Source organism: Paraburkholderia rhizosphaerae (assembly GCF_004366595.1).
Taxonomy (GTDB): Bacteria; Pseudomonadota; Gammaproteobacteria; order Burkholderiales; family Burkholderiaceae; genus Paraburkholderia; species Paraburkholderia rhizosphaerae.
Map to the genome: position 1 here is coordinate 26,927 of NZ_SORE01000029.1, position 20,490 is coordinate 47,416.

The 20,490-nt window shown below is 61.5% G+C and carries 23 protein-coding genes; 5 read left to right on the forward strand and 18 right to left on the reverse strand.

All coding sequences use genetic code 11. The annotated features are described in order from the left end of the window. Positions 1-623 precede the first annotated feature (623 nt). On the forward strand, positions 624-785 hold the full coding sequence (locus BX592_RS28375) for a DUF1328 domain-containing protein (RefSeq protein ID WP_134196673.1): 162 nt from the start codon (positions 624-626) through the stop codon (positions 783-785). A gap of 147 nt (positions 786-932) precedes the next feature. Here the strand turns inward: BX592_RS28375 and BX592_RS28380 are convergent, their stop codons facing one another. Both BX592_RS28380 and BX592_RS28385 read right to left on the reverse strand, forming a co-directional pair. Then, positions 933-1,136 carry a hypothetical protein gene (locus BX592_RS28380; protein WP_134196611.1) on the reverse strand — a complete coding sequence of 68 codons (204 nt, stop codon included), beginning with the start codon at positions 1,134-1,136 and terminating at the stop codon, positions 933-935. Between the two features lie 212 nt (positions 1,137-1,348). Further along, positions 1,349-2,041 (reverse strand): TetR/AcrR family transcriptional regulator, encoded by a 693-nt coding sequence (locus tag BX592_RS28385; RefSeq protein ID WP_134196612.1) that lies wholly within the window; start codon positions 2,039-2,041, stop codon positions 1,349-1,351. 186 nt (positions 2,042-2,227) lie between these two features. Here BX592_RS28385 and BX592_RS28390 point away from each other — a divergent pair, with 186 nt between their 5' ends. Both BX592_RS28390 and BX592_RS28395 read left to right on the forward strand, forming a co-directional pair. Continuing rightward, complete coding sequence (locus tag BX592_RS28390) at positions 2,228-2,614, forward strand: YybH family protein (RefSeq protein ID WP_134196613.1); 387 nt, start codon at positions 2,228-2,230, stop codon at positions 2,612-2,614. 157 nt (positions 2,615-2,771) lie between these two features. Beyond that, entirely contained in the window at positions 2,772-3,479 is a 708-nt protein-coding gene (locus BX592_RS28395) for a TetR/AcrR family transcriptional regulator (protein WP_166676492.1), read from the forward strand. Positions 3,480-3,540: 61 nt separating this feature from the next. Here BX592_RS28395 and BX592_RS28400 read toward each other — a convergent pair whose 3' ends face one another. Then, entirely contained in the window at positions 3,541-4,035 is a 495-nt protein-coding gene (locus tag BX592_RS28400; protein ID WP_134196615.1) for an Lrp/AsnC family transcriptional regulator, read from the reverse strand. Between the two features lie 194 nt (positions 4,036-4,229). Then, positions 4,230-5,981, reverse strand: a complete 1,752-nt coding sequence (locus tag BX592_RS28405; RefSeq protein WP_134196616.1) for an acyl-CoA synthetase — start codon at positions 5,979-5,981, stop codon at positions 4,230-4,232. Positions 5,982-6,415: 434 nt separating this feature from the next. On the opposite strand from BX592_RS28405, the gene BX592_RS28410 reads away from it, so the two are divergent. Then, positions 6,416-6,688 (forward strand): hypothetical protein, encoded by a 273-nt coding sequence (locus tag BX592_RS28410; protein ID WP_134196617.1) that lies wholly within the window; start codon positions 6,416-6,418, stop codon positions 6,686-6,688. Between the two features lie 12 nt (positions 6,689-6,700). Here BX592_RS28410 and BX592_RS28415 read toward each other — a convergent pair whose 3' ends face one another. From BX592_RS28415 to BX592_RS28470, 12 genes are all read right to left on the reverse strand, one after another. Continuing rightward, on the reverse strand, positions 6,701-7,255 hold the full coding sequence (locus tag BX592_RS28415) for a cupin domain-containing protein (RefSeq protein ID WP_134196618.1): 555 nt from the start codon (positions 7,253-7,255) through the stop codon (positions 6,701-6,703). A 24-nt stretch (positions 7,256-7,279) separates the two neighbouring features. Next, on the reverse strand, positions 7,280-7,603 hold the full coding sequence (locus BX592_RS28420; RefSeq protein ID WP_134196619.1) for a hypothetical protein: 324 nt from the start codon (positions 7,601-7,603) through the stop codon (positions 7,280-7,282). Positions 7,604-7,721: 118 nt separating this feature from the next. Beyond that, the gene (locus BX592_RS28425) at positions 7,722-9,047 is read right to left on the reverse strand and encodes a chloride channel protein (RefSeq protein WP_134196620.1); all 1,326 of its coding nucleotides are present in this window, start codon (positions 9,045-9,047) and stop codon (positions 7,722-7,724) included. Positions 9,048-9,230: 183 nt separating this feature from the next. Next, entirely contained in the window at positions 9,231-9,866 is a 636-nt protein-coding gene (locus BX592_RS28430) for a DAK2 domain-containing protein (protein ID WP_134196621.1), read from the reverse strand. Between the two features lie 14 nt (positions 9,867-9,880). Further along, complete coding sequence (locus BX592_RS28435) at positions 9,881-10,891, reverse strand: dihydroxyacetone kinase subunit DhaK (RefSeq protein ID WP_134196622.1); 1,011 nt, start codon at positions 10,889-10,891, stop codon at positions 9,881-9,883. Between the two features lie 37 nt (positions 10,892-10,928). After that, a complete protein-coding gene (locus BX592_RS28440) occupies positions 10,929-11,930 on the reverse strand; it encodes an ABC transporter permease (protein ID WP_134196623.1) in 1,002 nt (333 codons plus the stop codon). Further along, positions 11,927-13,480, reverse strand: coding sequence for a sugar ABC transporter ATP-binding protein (locus BX592_RS28445; protein ID WP_134196624.1), 1,554 nt, complete (start codon positions 13,478-13,480; stop codon positions 11,927-11,929). The genes BX592_RS28440 and BX592_RS28445 overlap by 4 nt, the downstream gene beginning before the upstream one ends. Positions 13,481-13,583: 103 nt before the next feature. After that, a complete protein-coding gene (locus BX592_RS28450) occupies positions 13,584-14,729 on the reverse strand; it encodes a sugar ABC transporter substrate-binding protein (protein ID WP_134196625.1) in 1,146 nt (381 codons plus the stop codon). Between the two features lie 163 nt (positions 14,730-14,892). Further along, complete coding sequence (locus tag BX592_RS28455; RefSeq protein ID WP_279589211.1) at positions 14,893-15,603, reverse strand: class II aldolase/adducin family protein; 711 nt, start codon at positions 15,601-15,603, stop codon at positions 14,893-14,895. Then, entirely contained in the window at positions 15,600-16,670 is a 1,071-nt protein-coding gene (mtnA, locus tag BX592_RS28460) for an S-methyl-5-thioribose-1-phosphate isomerase (RefSeq protein WP_134196626.1), read from the reverse strand. Before mtnA ends, BX592_RS28455 begins: the two co-directional genes overlap by 4 nt. A gap of 59 nt (positions 16,671-16,729) precedes the next feature. Beyond that, positions 16,730-18,001, reverse strand: a complete 1,272-nt coding sequence (mtnK, locus tag BX592_RS28465; protein WP_134196627.1) for an S-methyl-5-thioribose kinase — start codon at positions 17,999-18,001, stop codon at positions 16,730-16,732. Between the two features lie 72 nt (positions 18,002-18,073). After that, complete coding sequence (locus BX592_RS28470; protein ID WP_243849770.1) at positions 18,074-18,769, reverse strand: GntR family transcriptional regulator; 696 nt, start codon at positions 18,767-18,769, stop codon at positions 18,074-18,076. Between the two features lie 217 nt (positions 18,770-18,986). Between BX592_RS28470 and BX592_RS28475 the strand changes: the two genes are divergently transcribed. Beyond that, positions 18,987-19,406, forward strand: coding sequence for a secondary thiamine-phosphate synthase enzyme YjbQ (locus BX592_RS28475; RefSeq protein WP_134196629.1), 420 nt, complete (start codon positions 18,987-18,989; stop codon positions 19,404-19,406). A 14-nt stretch (positions 19,407-19,420) separates the two neighbouring features. On the opposite strand, the gene BX592_RS28480 is transcribed toward BX592_RS28475, so the two are convergent. Beyond that, positions 19,421-19,615 (reverse strand): hypothetical protein, encoded by a 195-nt coding sequence (locus BX592_RS28480; protein WP_134196630.1) that lies wholly within the window; start codon positions 19,613-19,615, stop codon positions 19,421-19,423. 229 nt (positions 19,616-19,844) lie between these two features. Beyond that, on the reverse strand, positions 19,845-20,111 hold the full coding sequence (locus BX592_RS28485; RefSeq protein WP_134196631.1) for a hypothetical protein: 267 nt from the start codon (positions 20,109-20,111) through the stop codon (positions 19,845-19,847). Positions 20,112-20,490: the final 379 nt, after the last annotated feature.

The following is a 20,490-nucleotide window of genomic DNA, read 5'->3' on the forward strand; positions in this document are numbered from 1 at the left end:
GCCAGTGCGAACAGCCAGCGCCCGGCGCCGCGCCGGCGTGATGCCGCGACAAACCGGCGCCTGGCCGGTGATAGCGGCGTCGCCGCCCCCGTATGAATCTCCGTTGACATGAAGGATATCCGTTCGCTTATTGCTTTTAACCGGTCCGCCCAATTAGCTGCTTATCGACGGTTTATGCGTCTTCTTGAATCTGATTCCACCGCACCGGTTTTTTCTTTTGCGACGCGTATATCTCGGCATCGAACTACAGACCAGCAACGAACGGACTTCACGAAGCGCTATTCCCTAGAATCGGCGCGCATTTTAGCGCGTTTCATGGAAAAGAAAAGGGGGTTTGTGCAGACAAAAGGATCTCAGTGAAACGAGCCAATTCAATTAAGCCTTATCGGTAAAGCCGCGCAAACGTTAAACCCGAATTCGCAGTCAAACGATAATCGATGCATTGCGATTTCTTGCCGATTGAGAATTCGGTAAAAATATCCGGAAAAATGACTAGAATGGACAACAAGATGGGCACAATGGTTGCTCTGCTTGAGGCGACGGCGCGCCGCAAGATCCCGGCGACGTCTGTCGCGAAATCCAGCGGTTCAGACAATTCAGCCACTCATCGATGGGAGGAACCCATGCTCCGATACGCTGCCATCTTCTTCGTGATCGCCATCATCGCGGCCGTGTTTGGCTTCGGTGGCATAGCGGCGGGCGCCGCGGAGATCGCGAAAGTGCTGTTCTTTATCTTTATCGTGATCTTCCTCGTGACGCTGCTGATGGGTATCGTCCGACGTTGACCATCGTTGCATTGCACGAGCCGGCGCGGGCGGCCGCAAATATTGCAAGCTTTGCGAATGCAATTGAAATAGTTGCGCTGCGTCCGTGCCCGGTGAAGCACCATTGGGTTGGACGATTCGGATAACCAATATGCCGGGCGTACGCGCTCAGGTTTGTGCACGCACCTCGAGCGCACGCAATGCTTCGTTCAACTTTTTTACCCGGCTGCGTTGCGACGGCACGGACGCCACCGACGTCAGGCTATCCACGCGCTTGCGCCAGTAAGAGAGCGGAATTCGGTCATTCAGTGAAATATGCGTAAGCACCTGTTCGAGATGCTGGATATCTGTTTCTAGTTGGTAGTGATTCATGGCCCTTCCCCGCAACGGCCAAGCGTGTTTTGTGACAGCTATACGATCGCCAGGCGCGTCCGACAAGCTTTCTTATATGAGCAAAAAGAATAGGCAGGAATGCTGGGCTGCCCCCGGACCGACAATATGACATCGTCACAAAAGGTCAGGCAATAGACTTGCGCGGTATGCGAGAAATCCTCAGAACTTATCTCCCAGCGCAAGCGCACCTGTCATGCGCGTGGCGCATAGCGACCCGCGTTGTCGTCACCGGCGGCGGCGATTTCACCTTCGGCGATACCCGCTGGCACGTCGTGGCCGACAAAGCCGAGGATGAGCCGCACCATTTCGTCTTCAAACCTGCGCGTGCCGAGATACTCGGGCCGCTCGAGCGCGGTCGCGAGCAGCACGCCGGAAATCGCGCGAAACAGCACGAAGCGGGCTTCGTCGACGGCAATGCGCTTGCCGAGTTCGGGGCTTTCGTTATGCAACGTGTTCGAGATCAGATCGAAGTAGCGTCGCATGCCTTCGCCGATCGGCGAACCGGATGCCGCGTCGCTCCACTCGGCGCGCAGGATGCCGTACAGGCGCGGCCGGTCGGCGATAAACGCGGCGACCGCGCGGATCATCCGGCGTGCATTGATGCCCATACCGAACGGCGCCGGATTGGCGAGCGCGTTGGTCATCAGGTCGGTGAGCCGCTCGAGCTCACGCCGCGCGAGCGCCTCGATCAGCCCTTCCTTATTGGGGAAGTACTGATACAGCGCCCCTATGCTGAACCCCGCAGTATCAGCCACGCGCTGCGTCGTCAGTCCTGATTTGCCATGAACTTCGAGCGTACGCGCAGCGGCTTCGAGAATGCTGTCGAGTGCGAACGACGCTCTGGCCTGCTTCGGCCGCCGGCGTTCCGAAGACGAATTGGACAAAGGAACTCCGTATGAAGAAACACGATTATCTTAGTTGAGTTGGCAACAGGTTTCAGCAAGCACTGTGTAATATCCGCCACGCATCCGTCGCCGTCGTAAGGTCCACATCGATCGACGCGAGACACGCGCGTTGAGTAGTGCGCTCTACAATCGATGGCGACTTGCAAACTTATTGAGGATAAACACATGAGCGACGATGAACGCGCGATCCAACACCTCGTGGACTCATGGCTCGCAGCTACCAAGGCCGGCGATCTCGACACCGTGCTGAGTCTGATCGCCGACGATGCGGTGTTCATGGTGCCCGGCCAGAATCCGTTCGGCAAAGCGGCCTTCATGACCGCGTCGCAGGGCCAGGCCTCCATGCGCATCGATGCCACGAGCCACATCGAAGAACTGCAGGTGCTCGGCGACTGGGCGTTCCTGCGCAACCATCTTGACGTGACCATCACGCCGCCCGGCCAGACGCAGCCGGTGCGCCGCACGGGCTATACGCTGACGATCCTGCGCAAGGAAGCGGACGGGAGATGGCTGTTGGCACGAGACGCGAATCTGCTGACCGCGCAGCCATGAGCCCGCTTTATGAGTCGCACCGGAAGTCGCCTATGTGTCAAACGAATGACGAAGTTCGTGTGGCAGCGCATGTTTATTGCCTTATAACGTTTTGTTTTAGACTTGCGGCATTCCGCGAACCTGAGTGATAATCAAATCTCGATTTTCAGGGGGGCTCGTGGTTCTATCGCCTAAATTCACCAGCCCGAAACTGGCTGCGAAGATTCTTGGCGCTCGTTCGGAACAACGCGTCGTCGATATTTTGAATACGGCTCAAGTCGTATTCGGCGAACACGGGTTCGACCGCGGCACGACCGCTGAAATCGCGCGCCGCCTGAACATTTCAGAAGCCACGATCTTCACTTACTTCGGCAGCAAGCGTGAGCTTTGCCAGGAATTGCTGTACACGTGGTACACCACGATCACCGCGCAAATGGAAGAGGGCTTTCCTCGCGAAGAAGGTCTGCGCAACAAGATCGAATATGTGGTGACGCGGCACCTGAACTATCTGCTGCAAGACACCAAAGGTTTCTGCGCACTGGTCCTCAGTGAAGGACGCTCGGTGCACGGCGAATTCGCCGAAGATCTCGCCGAACTGAAACGGCGTTACCTTGCGAGCTTCATGATTGCGCTGCGCGATGCGCAGGCGGCGGGCGAGCTCGATCCGGATATTCGTTTATCGATCGTGCGCGACATGCTGTTCGGCATGATGGAACACATCCTGTGGCGCAATATCGAAAGCGATCACGCGCCGGACATCCCCACCGTCGCGGCCGAAGTGACCCGGCTCATCATGAAGGCGATCGCGCCGAACGGCGATGAACTGCGGCGCCTTCAACAATTTCGCAACGAGGTCGCCGCGTCACTCAAACGCATCGACCCATAGCGCACCGCTTTGCGATCGCCGAGCCCTACGCGGGGTTGTCGAACCCTTGCGCGATATGCGCTCACACGCTCGGACTAGGGCCCCGCTCAAGATAGGTGGTCAACGCAATGTAACTGCGCGTGCCGGCAAAGCCTTCGATGGAATGAATACGTTCGAGTAGACGTTCGAGACTCTGCGTGTCTCGCGTGCGCACTTTCAACAGCATTGCGCTTTCGCCGGTGACGGTATGAATTTCCTCGATGTCCGGCAGCTCTTCAAGTTGCAGCAGTTGGCGGGTCACCATCCAGCTGGTCGTATCGACGTGCACGAATGCAAGCAGGGGCCGTCCGAGTTTTGCGGCATCCATCGTAACGACCGTCGCCTTGACGACGCCGTCCTGCCGCAAACGCTTCGCTCGTTCGTGCACCGCGGGCGCGGACAGATGCAGGCGTTTGCCGAGTTCGGCGTAAGTGAGGCGTGCGTCTTCCGATAACAACGCCAATAGTTTGCGGTCTGTAGCGTCAAGTGTCGTTCCCGCACACGATTTTTTGCGATCCTTATCGGTCCCTGAAGTCATCTAGCCTCACCCGAACAAATCAGAGGCTGGTTGAGCTTTAGTCAAGTTAAAAATGCAAACATCTACATCTTTTTAATGAGCTCCGCCCAACAAGCCGAATTTACCAGCTGCGCGGGGTTGAGTATAGCTCAAGTGAAAAAATGATGCCCACAATATGTCGACACTTTGTATGGCTTCAATCAAGTATCCGCACTTCACAGAACAACATTGTCCGGCGGTAATGCGCACGCCGCGCGCGCTGCGTATTCACGCAGTTCGCGCCTGATCACTTTCCCTGTTGCAGTCAGCGGCAGGTCGTCAACGAAATGAATGATGCGCGGATATTCGTGTGCCGCGAGGCGGGTCTTGACGTGCTGTTGCAAGTCGGCGCGCAGCGTTTCGTCCGGTGCGTAGCCGGCGTTCAGCACAATGAACGCGGTCACCGCTTCCGTCCGCTCAGGATCCGGTGTGCCGACGACGGCTGCCATGCGCACCGCCGGATGACGCAGCAGACAGTCTTCGATCGGCGCCGGACCGATCCGGTATGAGGCGCTGGTGATCACGTCATCATCGCGGCCGACAAAGCGGATGAACCCTTCGTCGTCCGCAACGCCGGTATCGCCGGTTATGAGCCACTCGCCGCGGTATTTGCCGCGGGTCGCTGCGTCGTTGCGCCAATAGCCGAGGAACATCACGGGGTCGGGCACGCGCACCGCGATATCGCCGGGCGTGCCCGCAGGCACCGGGCGGCCCGCGTCGTCGATGATGGCCACCCGATGGCCAGGCGCCGGCTTGCCGATCGAACCTGCGCGTGGCGCGAAAAGCGTCGCGCAGGACGACAGCACGACGTTGCACTCGGTCTGCCCGTAAAATTCGTTGATCGTCACGCCGAGCGCGCGCTCACCCCATTCGATCAGTTCAGCGCCAAGCGACTCGCCACCGCTCGCGACCGCGCGCAACGTGAAGCGCCAGCGCTGCGGATGCTCGACGGTACGCATCATTTTCAGCGCGGTCGGCGGCAAGAACGCGTGCGTGACCTCGTGCCGCTGCATCAGATCGAACGCGGCCCGCGGATCGAATTTTTCGAAGCGCCGCACGAGCACCGCGACGCCGTGGTGCAACGACGGCAACAGCACGTCGAACAGACCGCCAATCCACGCCCAGTCCGCGGGCGTCCACATCAGTTTCGCGCCTTCAGGAAAGAAGTCTTGCGACATCTCCACGCCAGGCAGATGCCCGAGCAGCACCCGATGCGCATGCAACGCGCCCTTCGGCTTGCCCGTCGTGCCCGACGTATAGATGATCACGGCCGGGTCGTCGGCCGACGTGAACGGCACATCAAAAGGTTGGCAGCTCGAACTCAGCGCAGCCCAGAAAGGACGCGCGTCAGCAGCGGCAGCGACCATCGCCGTCGCAACGGCGGTCGTTTCGTTTGCCATCGCGTCGCCCCGGGCATTTGATGCGCGTTGTTGCAAGCGCGCTGCCCCACTGGTTTGCGTGTCGACGCGATAAACCACGTGCAAGTCAGGCAGCGTATCGCGCAATGGCAGGATTTTCTGCAACCCGGCCTGATCGGTGACCAGTGCAATTGCGCCGCTATCGGCGAGACGGTACTGCAACGCATCGGGGCCAAACAATGCAAACAGCGGCACCGCAATCGCACCGCACTTGTAGACGGCCAGATGCGCGATGGCCGTTTCAACCGATTGCGACAGAAAGATGCCGACACGGTCTCCCTTTTGCACCCCGTCGCGTCGCAGCGCATGCGCGAAACCGTCCGACCAGCGCTTCAACTCGTCGAATGTATGGCGCGCGATGCGCCCATCCGGCGATTCGCATACAAGCGCGACGCGACCGCTGCCGTCCGCCCATTTGTCGCATGCGTCGACGCCGATGTTGTATTGCTCCGGTATTCGCCAGTCGAAGCGGGAAGCGGTTTGCTCGTAGGTCTCGAAACGGGTCAGCATGGTCTCCCCCGAATATTGTTCGCCGGACGTTTAGCCAGAGATGGTCAGGCGGATCTTACGCCGGGAATCCTTACGACCGCCTCACTTCGCAAGGACGCGTGTCGCCCGCACGCCTGCGCGCCCGGGACGGCTAACTCGCGCTGCGCCGCGCGGGCGCTTCCGCACCTCGCGCGACAAGCTGTTCATATGGGTTTCCTGACCATCGAGACAGGCCTGAGCACCATTCAATCCGTCGCCAAACCGGCCCCGCGCGGCGCCGGAAACGCGGCAGGACCGCGTGCCAGTATGATGACAGCCAACGGCACATTCGCAGCTTTGCGCCGACTCGCTGTGCACGGCCGCCGGTTCGCCGCCGTCAAAGTTTGTGCTTGGGCCTTTGTCCCTATTGCCGCCGATTTCCTGCGCCCTCACAATGCGCGAACCTTGGGGGGGATATGAAGAAACGCCTGCTGCTCGCCGGTGTGAGCGTGCTGACTGCCTGCACGGCAGTGTCGAATGTGGAGGTGCGGCCGAACGGCTCGTTAATGATTACGAGCCGTGCGCGCAACAGCTTTGCATCGTGGAACAGCATCCGCAATGCCGGGCTGAAGCACGCATCCGCCTACTGCCGCGACCAGAACAAACGGATGCATGCGATCTCGGTGCATACGAACGGCGTGCGCGGCGTCGATAACGAATCGATCGAGATTACGTTTGAATGCTTTTGATGCATGCGGACGTCAGACGTGCATCCAGAAATCGATCAACGGACCGCGGTCGCCGAGCACCGGGTCCGATGCCGGGAACGGCAACGCGTCCATCGCCGCGCACTCGTCGCGCGTCAGCGCATCGCGTCGAATATCCCACTGCTGACCCGCCGGATACGCGCCGACCACGCTGAACCGGCCACTCCCCGACTGCAGGCAGTGGCCGGTGCCGGCGGGCAGCAACATCACGTCGCCGCTACGCACGTGCACAACCCGTCCGCCGGGGCCGCCGATAATCACATCCGCTTCGCCCGAGACCACCGCGAGCACTTCATGCGCGGTCGAATGGAAATGGTGATAGTCGAAAATGCTGTCACGCCAGCGCGGCGGCCACTGGTGCGCATCGAATAGCGCCTCGAACGCGGCGGCCCGCTCGTCCGCGTCGATGAGCGTGTCGCCTTGCAGCGCCTGCCGGTACAGCACGATCGGCAATCTTCGATTATTCGGCACCCAGTCGTGAGGCGGCAGCTTGAACAGTTCGACATCGAGGTTCGTTGCGTCAGGTCGGATTGCGGGGTCCGCATGCATGGTTGGCTCCAGAAATCTTTCAAATCAGCCGGCACCGGTGCAAGCCGGGTTCCCGGCGAGGTCATCGCGTAGCGCGAAGTCGGACGGGCCGGGCGCGGGCACGCCCTTCGGCGGGTCCGATTCGCCGACCGGACTAGTGGAGTCGGTGTCGGTGTCGGTGTCGGTGTCGGTGTCGCGCTGGTCGTGCTTCGCCGGCGGCTCCTCTTTTTCAGGCAGCGGCTGATTGAGGCCGGGTTCAACGGGCGTCGGAATCGCGTCGCCAATCGGCTTCGATGTTTCGGTCGGAGACTCTTCGGAAGGATCGTGCGGCGTGTTGTCGTCGCCGGTACCGGGTCGGGTCGTGGCCATCGTGCGCTCCAGGAAGACTGGCTGGAACTGATGGTTCAGCAATGGGTGTACCCGGCGGGCGCCGCGCACGACCCGCTGTGCCCCCCGCTGTGCCGCCCTCCAGGCGCGTGCGCACCCGTTATACCGACGCGCGCTGCGTACGATCGCGTGCCGGCGGGTTGCCTGCGAGCATTTTGCACAGCCGGTGCGCGGCGATCGATCCCGCGACCGCAAGCACGATCGGCACCAGCACGCCGTGACTGAACCGCGTCATCTCCGCGATCAGCACCACCGCGGTGATCGGCATATTCATCGACGACGCGAGAAACGCGGCCGCGCCGATCAATGCACATGCGCCGCCCGGAAGAACGATGCCGAACAGACCGCACAGACCGCCGAGCACGATGCCGGCCAGCGCGCCGGTCGCGAGGCTCGGCGTCAGCACGCCGCCGTACGCGCCGACGCGCAGGCTGCTCGTCGTGATCGCGACTTTCAACACCAGCAGCGCGGCGGCGAGGCCGACCGTCAGATGACTATCGAAGCCAAGCTGTGCGGCGCTCTTGCCATTGCCGAGCAATTGCGGAAAGTAAATCGCGATCACGCCGATTGCCGTGAAATTCAGCACGCTGAATACAGGCAATTGCCAGCCTGCGTGCGGCGCCGATGCAGCGGCCTTTTTCGTGAGCCACTTGAAGCCGTACCCCGCGACGCCCAGAATCGGGCCCGCGATCACCGCCCATACGATCAGGCGCGTGCTGTCGGTCAGCGCAGGCACCACGTATTGCGCTTGGTCGCCAAGACCAATGCGCGCAATCAGCGCGGCGATCACCGATGCGGCGAGCGCCATTGCCGCGGCCGTGACGTTCAACGTGCCGAGCAGCACTTCGAGCACAAACACGCCGCCGCCTAGCGGCACGTTGTACACAGCCGCAAGACCGGCGCCGGCCCCGCAGGCGATCAGCCGCCGCACGTCAGCCGGCGTCAGCCGCGTGAGCTTCGCGAGCCACGCCGCGATCACCGCGCCGACCTCGCGTGGCGCGACTTCGCGTCCGAGCGGCGAGCCCAGCGCGACCGTGACGATTTGCAGCAGTGCGTGCACGAGCGTGGTGCGAGCAGGCATCGGTGCATCGGGTGACGCCAGCGTCTTCGAGATGCTGACGAGCGGCCGACCGAAGCGCTTCAACGCCCACCAGCCGAATCCCGCGATCGCGCCGCAAAACGCCATCACGACGACACGGCGCTGCGGCGACGCCGCGGTCACACCTTGCAGGAAGCTTTGTGTATCGACGAGCTTATCGAGGCTGTAACCGTACGCGACGTGCTGGATCGCATGCAGCAGCAGCGCGAGCAGCATGCCGCCCAGCCCCGCGCCGACCCCTGTCGCAACCGTCACGGCGGCAAGCCGCACCACCGCATGGACATCACGTGGCGGTGGCGAAGGCTCGCGGAGGGTTTCGGACGACATGGCGGAAAATCTGGCAAAGGGTGCGGCTGTTTCACTATAGGTTGATATCCTGGTGACTCGCACAACCGAATCAAAACTACCTGAACCTGCCGCTTTACCCTTTCATAAGCGCACTGCGCGGTTAACGACCGCATCGCAGGCTCCGGATTGCCGTTGCACGCCACGCCATGCAGCCATGTCGACTCAATGCACGGCGAACGCGCCCCGCAGTTCTTCGAGAAATCGCAAATAGGCGGTCGCGCCGGGATCCGGATGACCGATGCTGCGCTCCCGCACCCATGCCGCGCGGCCCTTTTGCGACTGCAACGCCGCGGTCGCGTCGACTTGCTCGCTCGCCTTGCCGATCATCGCGCTGAGCAGCACGTGCGCGTCGCCGTCGCGCTGCGATGCTTCGAGCACATCGAGGCTCGGCACCAGGGCATCGAGCACCGTCTTGTCGCCGACTTTGCTCTTGCCGCGTTCGACGATACGCGCGGCCACCGCGCGGCCGATCGCGAGCGCATCGTCGCGGCCGACGGTCTCTTTGCCTGCCGCGGTCTTCGCAGCCGCAAGCAGGCCGCCGCCGATCAGCGCGGCAAATGTCGACGGATTCGCGGTCGAAAACGCCTTGCCCGCGGCGAGCAGCAGATCGGCAACCGACGCGCTCGACGGCAACGCGGCCCACGCGGCCACCACCGCCTTCGAACCCGACTGCACCGTAATGCCGAGGTCGCCGTCGCCGAGCGCGGCATCGAGGTCGCGCAATTCGTCGGTATGGGCAGGCATCGCTTCGAGCGCGCGGCTGACCACGTCGCGCAGTTCGTTGCTGGAAACACTCATGAAAGTCTCCTCGATCAGCTCAGCAGCCAGTCGCGAAAGAATGGCGAACGCGCGGGCGCGGCCAGCAATGCTTCGAGCTCGTCGTCGAGCTGCATCACGGTGATCGATGCGCCGGCCATCTCGAGGCTCGTCACGTATTCGCCGACATACGAGCGCGCGATCTTGAGGCCATGATCGCCGATCACCTTCGCAGTACGGCGATACAGCAAGTACAGCTCTTCCAGCGGTGTCGCACCAAGCCCGTTGATCAGTACGGCAACGCGTGCGCCGTTCGGCGCCGCGAGGTCGCGCAGAATTTCACCCGTCAGCCGGTCCGCAATCGCATCGGCACTTTCCAGCGCGCCGCGATGCGTGCCCGGCTCGCCGTGAATGCCGATACCGATTTCCATCTGCCCGTCGGGCAGCGTAAAGGTCGGCTTGCCCGCGGCCGGCAAGATGGTCGGCGACAAGCCGACGCCCATCGTCCGGCATGCGCCGTTCGCCTTTGCGGTAATGCGTGCGACATCTTCGAGCGAATCGCCGCGTTCGGCTGCCGCGCCCGCGCATTTGAACGCGAACACCATCCCCGCGACGCCGCGCCGGTCGCTCGCGCGCTCGGACGGCGCCGATGCGACATCGTCGGTCAGCACGACGGTTTTGATATCGATGCCTTCGGCCTCGGCGAGATCCGCGGCGAGGTCGAAGTTCAGCACATCGCCGCCGTAGTTGCCGTACACGTACAGCACGCCCGGGCCGCCATTCACTGCCTTCGTCGCTTCGAAAATCTGCTCGGCGGACGGCGACGAGAACACATTGCCGACCGCGACACCGCTGCACAGCCCCGGCCCGACATAGCCGAGAAATCCCGGCAAATGGCCTGAGCCGCCGCCTGTCACGATGCCGACGTGCCCTGCTTTTGGCGCATCGGCGCGCACCAGTGCGCGCTGGTCGGCGGTGGCCGGTTTGATCCAGCCCGGATGAGCGACGAACAACGATTCGATGATTTCGTCGACGAACTGGTCCGGCTGGTTGATGATCTTTTTCACGCGTGCGTCTCCTCGGATGATCTGCCTGAAAAGTGGGTCAGTTCTTGCGCCGTTGACTCAGCGCATCGAGCATGACGGCGGCAAAAATCACGCCGCCTTGAATGAATTGCGTCCAGAACGGGTTCACGCCGAGCAGCGACAGCCCGACGTTGATCACGCCGATCAGCAGGACACCGATAAAGGTGCCGACGATCGAACCGCGCCCGCCGGCAAGCGACGTGCCGCCAATCACGATGCCGGCGATCACCTGCAGTTCGAGCCCGTTCGCGGCGGACGGCAGCGCCGAATTCAGGCGCCCGGCGAGCACGATGCCGGCGATCGCGGCGGTCACGCCGGCCAGCGTGTAGGTGATGAACATCACGCGTTGCACCGGGATGCCGGCGAGCCGCGCGGCTTCGCGATTGCCGCCGACCGCGAACACCTGATGGCCGAAGGTCGTCTTGCGCAACAGTATGTGACCGATCACGAACACGACGAGCATCACGATCATCGGCATCGGCAATCCGCCGATCGATTTCGCACCGAACGCGGTGAACGCGTTCGGAAAATCGAACTTGGTGCGGCCGTCGGAGATGGCGAGCGTGAGGCCGCGCGCCATCGCCATCATCGCGAGCGTGACAATGAATGGCACGAGCCGCAGCCACGCCACCGCAAAACCGTTCAACGCGCCGACGCCCGCGCCGACCGCGAGCGCGATCGCAAGCCCGGCGATGCCAAGGCCGATGTTGTCCGGCGTCGAACCGGCCATCAGCGTCGCCGCGACCATACCGGTCAACGCCACCAGCGAACCGACCGACAGGTCGATGCCGGATGTGATGATCACGAACGTGCCGCCGACTGCCGCGATGCCGACCACCGACACCTGCACCATGATGTTGGTGAGCGTGCTGGTCGTCAGAAATTCCGGCGAGGCGAACGACAACACGACGCAAATAATGACCAGTGCCGCGAACAGTGGCCCGATACCGCTGCGCAATTGCCGGATCACGCGGCTCGACCACGCTTGTGTATCGGTCTCTTTTGCTGCTGTCGAATTCATGCGCGTACTCCTGTCGTCGCCCACTGAATCACCGTCTCCGAATCCGCGTTGTCGCGCGGCAGTTCGGTGACGATCCGCCCGCGATACATCACCAGCACGCGGTCGGACATACCAAGCAGTTCCGGCAGTTCGGAACTCACCATCACAACCGCGGCGCCCGCGCGCGCCATCGCGATCATGTGTGCGTAGATCTCGGTCTTCGCGCCGACATCGATGCCGCGCGTCGGTTCGTCTAGCATGATCACCGCGGGCCCGGTTGCGCTCGCGCGGCCAAGAATCACTTTCTGCTGATTGCCGCCCGACAGGTTGCCGGTGATCGATGTGACCGACGGGGCACGCACCGCGAAACGGGCGCTCGCCTGTTGCGCAAGCTTGCGCTTGCGCGCGCTGCGCACGAAGCCGCCGGTCGCGAGCGCCTTCAGGCTAGATAGCGCGACGTTTTCTTCGATGCTCGCATCGAGCACGAGCCCTTCGAGCTTGCGGTCTTCCGCGGTATAGACGAGGCCGGCGCGCACGCCCGCCGCCGGTGAATGGATATCGACCTTGCGGCCGTGCACGTGAATCTCGCCTTGCGTGACCTTTTGCGCACCGAAAATCGCCTTCAGTAATTCGGTGCGTCCAGCGCCCGCGATGCCGGCGATACCGACAATCTCACCCGCGCGCACACTGAAGCTCGCATGCCGGACGACCGGCGGGCTCGCGAGGTCGCGTACGTCGAGCACAACGGGACCGTAATCGCGCGGCTCCCACGGATAGAACGAGTCGAGATTGCGCGCGACCATCGCCTGCACGAGGTCCTGTTCGGTCCATTGCGCCATCGGCCGTGCGTCGACGGTGGCGCCGTCGCGCATCACGACCGCGGAGTCCGCGAGTTCGAAAACCTCTTCCAGATGGTGCGAAATAAAGATGATCCCCATGCCCGCCTCACGCAAGCGCCGGACCACCCGATACAGGTTCGCGATATCGTCGTGCTGAAGCGCGGCGGTCGGCTCGTCCATCACGAGGATGCGTGCATCGCGTGCGAGCGCCTTCGCGACTTCGACGAGTTGCCGTTTATTGAGCGGCAGATCGCCCAGACGCATCGACGGCGCTACGTTGTCCAGCCCGACTTGCGCGAGCGCTTCACGCGCGCGACGCTCCGCCGCGCGCCGGTTCAGGAAACCGCCGCTGGCCGGCATCCGGCCCAGGAACAGGTTTTCGGCCACCGTCATATCGTTGACCAGCGACAGTTCCTGATAAATCACCGCGACGCCCGCATCGATCGCCGCATGCGTGCCGCGCGCAAGCGGTACGCCGTTGATCTCGATCGAGCCTTCGTCCGGCTCGTACGCGCCGGATAGCGTTTTGATCAACGACGACTTGCCCGCGCCGTTCTCGCCGACAATCGCCATCACATGCGCGGCATGCAGCGTGAGGCTCACACCACGCAGCGCCTTCACACCTGGAAAGCTTTTGACGATGCCTTCCATATGCAGCAGCGGTGGTTTGCCGTTCGCGCGCGGCTGAGCGCGGGCGGCGGTCTGATGCTGCGAACTCGTTCCGGCATTCATGAGGGGTTCCGTCCTGCGTTGAAGCGCGTGCGCCTTCGCATCGCGTTGTATTGCGTTGCATTTGCGCTGCATCGCGGCGCACGCGCGATCGTCACGCCGCCGCTTACTGGCTGACTTGCAGCGACCACAACCCGTACTTCTTGACCTCGTCCGAATCGATATTCGACTTATCGATCAGCAGCGTCGGCCATGCGTAGTTTTCCGGCACCTGCTTCTTCGCTTCGTAGTCGGAGATGAAGCTCAACGACTTGGCCGCCATCTGGATCGGGTTCTGCGAGATCGTCGCGTCCTGCTTGCCGGCGCGAATCGCCGACAAGGCCTGCGCGGTGCCGTCCGCGCCGATCACGAGAATGTGCTCCTTGTCGCCGAGCGGCTTGTAGCGGCCTGCGTTGTCGATCGCCTTTTCCGCACCGACTGTGTTGTCGTCGTTCGCGCCGAACACCGCGTCGATTTGCGGGAATTTCTGCAGGATGTTGGTCATCGCGTTCAACGATTTTTCCTGATCGAATCCGCCCTCCTGGCGCGCGACGACCTTGATATCCGGATACTTCGCGATTTCGTCGCTAAAGCCCTTTTCACGGTCGGTGGCGGCGGTCGTCCCGACGAGACCGATCAGATCGACCACGTTGCCCTTCGGCGAGCCGTAGCGTTCCTTCAGCTGATCGGCAATCCACTTCGCGCCGGTCGCGCCGAGCGCGACGTTATCGGACGCGACGAACGACGTCACCTTGCCGCCGTCCGAGCCGCGATCGAGTGTGAAGACCGGCACGCCCATCTGGTTTGCCTTTTGCACCGCGGGGATGATCGCCTTCGAATCGATCGGGTTCAACACGAGCGCGCTGACACCCTGGCTCAACAGATTGACCGCGTCGTTGACCTGCTGTTGTGCGTCGCCGTTCGCATTGGTTTGCACCAGCACAAAGCCCTGGGTCTTCGAGCCCTCTTCGACGCCGAGCTTCAGGCCGACGAAGAACGCGTTGTTCAGCGTCGATACGGAGAAGCCAATTTTCGTCTTGCCGGCGCCGCCCGCATTGGCTCCGCCACCGCTGCTGTCGCCGCCCGACGCGGCCGGTGCGGCGTTCGCCACTGCAGCGGGACTTGCAACCGCGTCGCTGGCAGCCGTGCTGGTTGAAGACGGCGACTCGCTCTTCGAACAGCCGCTCAAGACTGCAGCCGCGCACAGCAACATGGCGCCCATCGGCGCGCCCAACGTGGTCCAGCGATCGGATCTTCCTGTGTTCCAGGCCATGAGTGTCTCCATTGTTGAAGTTATATACGCCGTGCCGGGACCGCCGGTCTGGCGTTCGAACTGCGCAAAAACCGCTTGAAATCCGCTTGAAATCCGCGCTAGAACCGCGGCAAACGAAACGCGCTACAAGACTCCGGGTTCGACGCACGCCATGCGACAGGCGTCAGGGGCCGTCGTTGATGCCGCTCGCGCGGCGCAAACCATAGCTGCTGAACTTCTTCACCACTTCGGCAATTTCCTCGTCGGACAACAGCGGCGGCGGACCAAGCTGACTCGCCAGCAGATACTGCTTCGCCAGCACTTCGACTTCGTTCGCGAGCCACAGCGCCTTGGCCAGATCGTGTCCGACGGCGATCACACCGTGATGCGCGAGCAGACATGCGGTCCGTTCCTTCAACGCTTCGAGCGCATGGTCGGACAGCGCCTGACTGCCGAAGGTCGCGTAGGGCGCGCAGCGGATCGAATTGCCGCCCGCGGCCGCCACCATGTAGTGGTGCGCGGGAATGTCCTTGCGGTGAATCGCGATCGCCGTCGCCGCATTCGAATGCGTGTGCACGACCGCGCCGACTTCGCCACGCGCGCGCAGGATGTCGCGGTGAAAACGCCACTCGGACGACGGGCGGCGTTCCGAGAAAACAGGCGCGTCGGCTGCGACATCCAAAGGCAGCCACACGATCGCTTCCACGCTCAGTGCATTCGCGGGCACCCCGCTTGGCGTGATCAGGAGGCCGTCGCGACAGCGTGCGCTAACGTTGCCCGATGTGCCCTGATTGATCCCGAGACGCTCCATTTCGCAAGCGGTGTACACGATTTCAGCGCGCAGCGCGGTTTCCTGGTCTCGCGCACCGGATGCGCGACCGCTCGTGCCGCTCACGCCGCCGCTCCAAACAGCGCCGCGAGGTTCGCATCGAACGGCGTGCGAACAATGCCGCGTTCGGTGATATAGCCGGTCACCAGTTCATGCGGCGTCACATCGAACGCCGGATTGCGCACCTTGATGCCGGCTGGCGCAATTGGCTTTCCGCCCAACTGCGTGACTTCGTCGTCGCGCCGCTCCTCGATAACAATGCCGCGGCCGTTGGGCGTCTGGAAATCGAGCGTCGACGATGGGCATCCGACATAGAACGGCACATTGAAGTAACGCGCCGCGATCGCGACGCCTAACGTGCCGATCTTGTTAGCGAAGTCGCCATTTGCGGCGACGCGGTCCGCGCCGACGATCACGACGTCGATCAATCGTTGCGCCATCAACGACGCGGCCATGCTGTCGGTTATCAGCGTGACGTCGACGCCGGCTTGTTGCAACTCGTAGGCGGTGAGCCGGGCGCCTTGCAGCAGCGGTCGCGTTTCATCCGCATAGACACGAAACGCAATTCCTTCGCGATGCGCGGTGTAAATCGGCGCGGTGGCGGTGCCCAGACCGGTGGTCGCAAGTGCACCGGCATTGCAATGCGTGAGCACGCCGCAGCCGGCGGTGATCAGCGGTAAGCCATGCTGGCCGATGCCTTCGCATAGCGCTTCGTCTTCGCGATGAATGCGCGTGGCTTCTTCGACCAATGCGCGATACAGCGCAGGTGTGTCGGTGACCGGTGCGCGGTCCGCGACGCGCAGCATGCGCTTCAGACTCCAACTGAGGTTGACCGCGGTCGGACGCGCACTGTCGAGATAGACGGCCTGCTCTTTCAATGCGCCGCGAAATGCGTCGAGCGACAGATGCCGCGCGCGCTGCACCGCGACGCACAAGCCGTATGCAGCGGCGACACCAATCGCGGGCGCGCCGCGCACGCGCAATTCGTGAATCGCGCGCCAGACGGCCTGCGCGGTGCTCAGTGTTTCGACTACCGTCTCGTGAGGTAAGCGGGTCTGATCGAGAATCCGCAGACAGTCGTCGTCCCACGCAATCGTGGCCGGCAGATTCATAAAAGGCGACGGCGAAACCATACGTGCTCCGATGCCAATGGATGGATGAACGGAAAAATTCGTGTTGCTTGCATGCGTCGCTACGTCTGCGCGTAACGCGTCGCGTGAATCTCGCGCGCCAGTGCGACAACATCGCCAATGCCTGCAATCGCATGCCGCTCGACGAGCAGCCGTTCCGCGCAGCGCAGCGCGCGTACTTCGACGCTGGCGCGCAGCGCATCGTCGGCAATACTCGTGACGTCCGCGACTTTCGCCATGCCGACGATGCGCCGGATCATCTTGCAGCCCGCAAAGCCGAGTGACGCGGCGAAGAGGCGCTGCATAAACCGTGTGCGGAATGCTTGCTCGCATGCCCCGCTTCGGTCGTCGCCGATAAAGTGGCTTTTGCGGCGGCTTTCGTGCTCGCGCCACAGCGCGACAAACTGATCGGCAAAGCCAGTCCAGATTTGCGTCGCCTGTTCGAGCAGCCAGTCGCGATACGGCAGTTCGCCGTTTGCTCGCTTATCGCGGTCGTGCCAGTCGCGCGAGAAATACGCGAGCAACAGATTGGCGAGCACTGCGCCGATATCGAAACCCATGGGTCCGTAGAACGCGAACTCGGGATCGATCACATAGGTCTCGTCCTCGTTGACCATGATCGATCCGGTGTGCAGATCGCCGTGCAACAGCGTTTGCGCGTCGTTCATGAACGACCACTTCATTTCGCCGACCGCGACGCGCAGCGCCGGCGACCTCCATAGCCGCTCGATCTCCGCGCGCGAAAACGCCGGGCTATACGCATTCGATGGGTGATCCTCGAACGGATACGTAAACACGAGGTCTTCGGTGATCTTGCATAGCTCGCTGTTGGTCGCAGCGCTGACCGCCTGCTTCTTCACGTCGGGCGCGAGATACAGGTCGGAGCCAAAAAACAGCGTATGGGCGAGGTAAGTGGACAGATGGCCGGCGAGCTTCGGATAGACGACGCCGTCCATCAGCCCTTGTCGAAGGATGCGATGCGACGACAGGCGCTGCATCACCATCAGAAAGCGCTCGTTGTCAGCGTGATAGACGCGCGGCACATGCTGCGGACACAGCGCGCCGAAGCGCCGCAATGCGGCGACTTCCCGCTCCATCCGATGGCGCGTCAACGGCCAGCTCTTACCGACCAGCCGCAGAAACGGCGGCGCCTGCTTGACGACGACGCTTTTCTCCGGCGCCTTCGTGTTGCTCGCGAAGTACACGTAGTTCAGGTTGCCATCGCCGACTTCGGCGATATCGAGTTCGGCAGGCTCGTTCAACAGTGCATAGACGCCTGGCACACTGCGCAGATAAGCCGATAACTCGTCACAACTCATTGCTTCAAATTCCATGGACTGTCTCCTCCACGGTTGAACTGCAATGCCTGGTTTGCCGGCGATTTCGCCCGAATGGGTTACGTCGGTTTATCGCTTCTTGCGAACCAGGTCGAACTTGAAGATGCTCGTGTTGTAGTAGTCGTTGCTATAGCAAAGCGGCTCGCCGCTTTGATCGAAATCCACTTCATCCAGCAGTAGAAACAGGCCGAAGCCGTCGCCGAGTTCCGGCAGATCGCGCGGCGTCAGGATGGTCGGCTGGATCGACGTATGCGTGTGCGACAGCCGGCGACCGGTGCGCGCGAACATCGCGAACAGCGATTCGCCGAGATCGCCGCCGGCTGCATCGAACACGGCCTTCGGCACGGTGTCGATGCAATACGCGGCAATCGCGTCGTCCGCACATCGCACGCGTTCGATGCGTACGCATTCGTCGCCGACATTCAGACGCAGTTTGCCGGCAAGACTCTCGGAGGCGTTGATGTGCTCGATCTGAATCCGGCAGGTGGAGGGTACCGCGCCGACGCTGCGGATCATATCGGTGACAGACATCAGATCATCGAGACCGCCTTGCAGTTTCAACGAAATTTGTCTGATGAAGGTGCCGCGACCTTGGACACGTGAGAGCAAGCCATGCGAGATCATCTGCGCAACGGCTTCGCGAAGACTCGACCGACCCACTCCCAAAAGATCGCAGAGCTCCATTTCAGTGGGAATCTGATCACCGGGCTTAAGCGAGCGCTCGCGGATCATCGTCATCAGCGATTCCTGGATTTTCTCGCTCATCGAGTGTTCGACGGACAGGCGCATGGACGGGTCATGGAGTCGGCTAACGGAGCGAATATACATCAGATGTCTGATGTTTCAGTGGGTGTTTACCCGTGATTCGCATAAGTAAAGGCGCTGACTTGTGGGGAGGTTGCGATTGCTGCAAATGCACACCGCGCCCTATGCTGAGAAGATCAGACCGCGTGAGCGGCGCAGCATTTCAATGGAGGTTTCGATGCAACAGGCGCTTCATCATCTGCATGTGCGTGCGCGCACACGCGGACTCGTCGATATCACGAAGCAGGTGCGGGAGTTCGTTGCGGAGCAGGCGATCGAAGTCGGATTGCTGACGATCTTCTGTCGGCATACGTCGGCTTCATTGCTGATACAGGAGAATGCCGACCCGTCCGTGCGCAGAGATATCGAGCGGTACTTCGCAGCGATCGCTCCGGAAGATGCACATCGCTATGAACACGATACCGAGGGACTCGACGATATGCCCGCGCATTTGCGCGCAGCGCTGACGCAAGTGCAGTTGTCGATTCCGGTTGAAGAAAGCGCGTTAGTGCTCGGCACGTGGCAAGGGATTTACCTGTTCGAGCATCGGCGTGAGCCGTCGACGCGCGATATCGTGCTGCATCTGATCGGGACTTAGCGGGGAAGCACCGGTCACTCTTCGAGGCGTTTTAACTCGTCGTGAGCGAGCCGCTCAAGTTCCTTTAGTGTGAAGTCGTTGACGTTCACGCTGGCTTGAAAGTGGATCTGCACTTTGGCCGACTCACCTGCCGGATTCTGCAACACGACAAAGACCGTGTTCGGATGAACGTCGCGATTGATTGTGACTGTTGTGATTCTGAGTGTCATTCGCCCTTCCCCGTTTTGATCGTCTGTTTAGCTTACCCGAAGCTTTGATGCAATGAAATCTGTAAGGTGCGACAACCCTCTTTCTTTCGTCGAGTGTAAGCGACGTGCTTGTTGGTTATTCGTTAGCCACGCTTGAGGTGCGACAATTTGTCTCCCCCTCCGATGTCGCGGCTTCGCGTCGCCACGACATGATTGTCACCTCTGTTACGAATGCGGACATCAGGATCTTTTAGTGGATCTCACATGAATGTCGGTCAGCCGCAAGGTGTTCAGTATGCCATTCGTCAATCGACGTCACGGCCTTGTGCTCGACCATGCTCATCGCCATCAGCACGTCGATCTTCAGGCGCGAAAAGGTCAGATCTACGCCGGGAATACGGGCTTGCCGCGTACGCTCCTCAATGCCTTCAATTTTGGCTTCGCAATGCCATTGCGTGCCTGACGCGTCCGGAGCCATGTCGACAGTGACTCGAAAGCCTCGGTGATTGATTGCCATAAATCCTCCAGATTCCTAACAAATCGCAAGACAACTCGCCGCGATATGCGACAGAGGTGGCGAATATACATCGGGCAGAAAAGTTGTTCAGTGAGGTTGGCAAAAGCTATTAAGAGACTCGGGCAGCGGCTTTCAGATTGATATTCCAATGGAATTACGGAGAGCCTTCAACGACTGGACAATTCGCGCAGACTCGCTTCATTGGAAAAATCTGAATCGCCTCTGAGTTGCGAAGGTTCTGACATCCGTCGCCTACGCGTCCGCATCGGCGGACAACGCAACAGTAAAGAATTGTCAAAGCTTGTCGCGATACGTTCCCTTTTACGTAGAACTGCTTACACTGTGGTTTGCTTACGGAAGTCGGCTACGCGTCGACCTT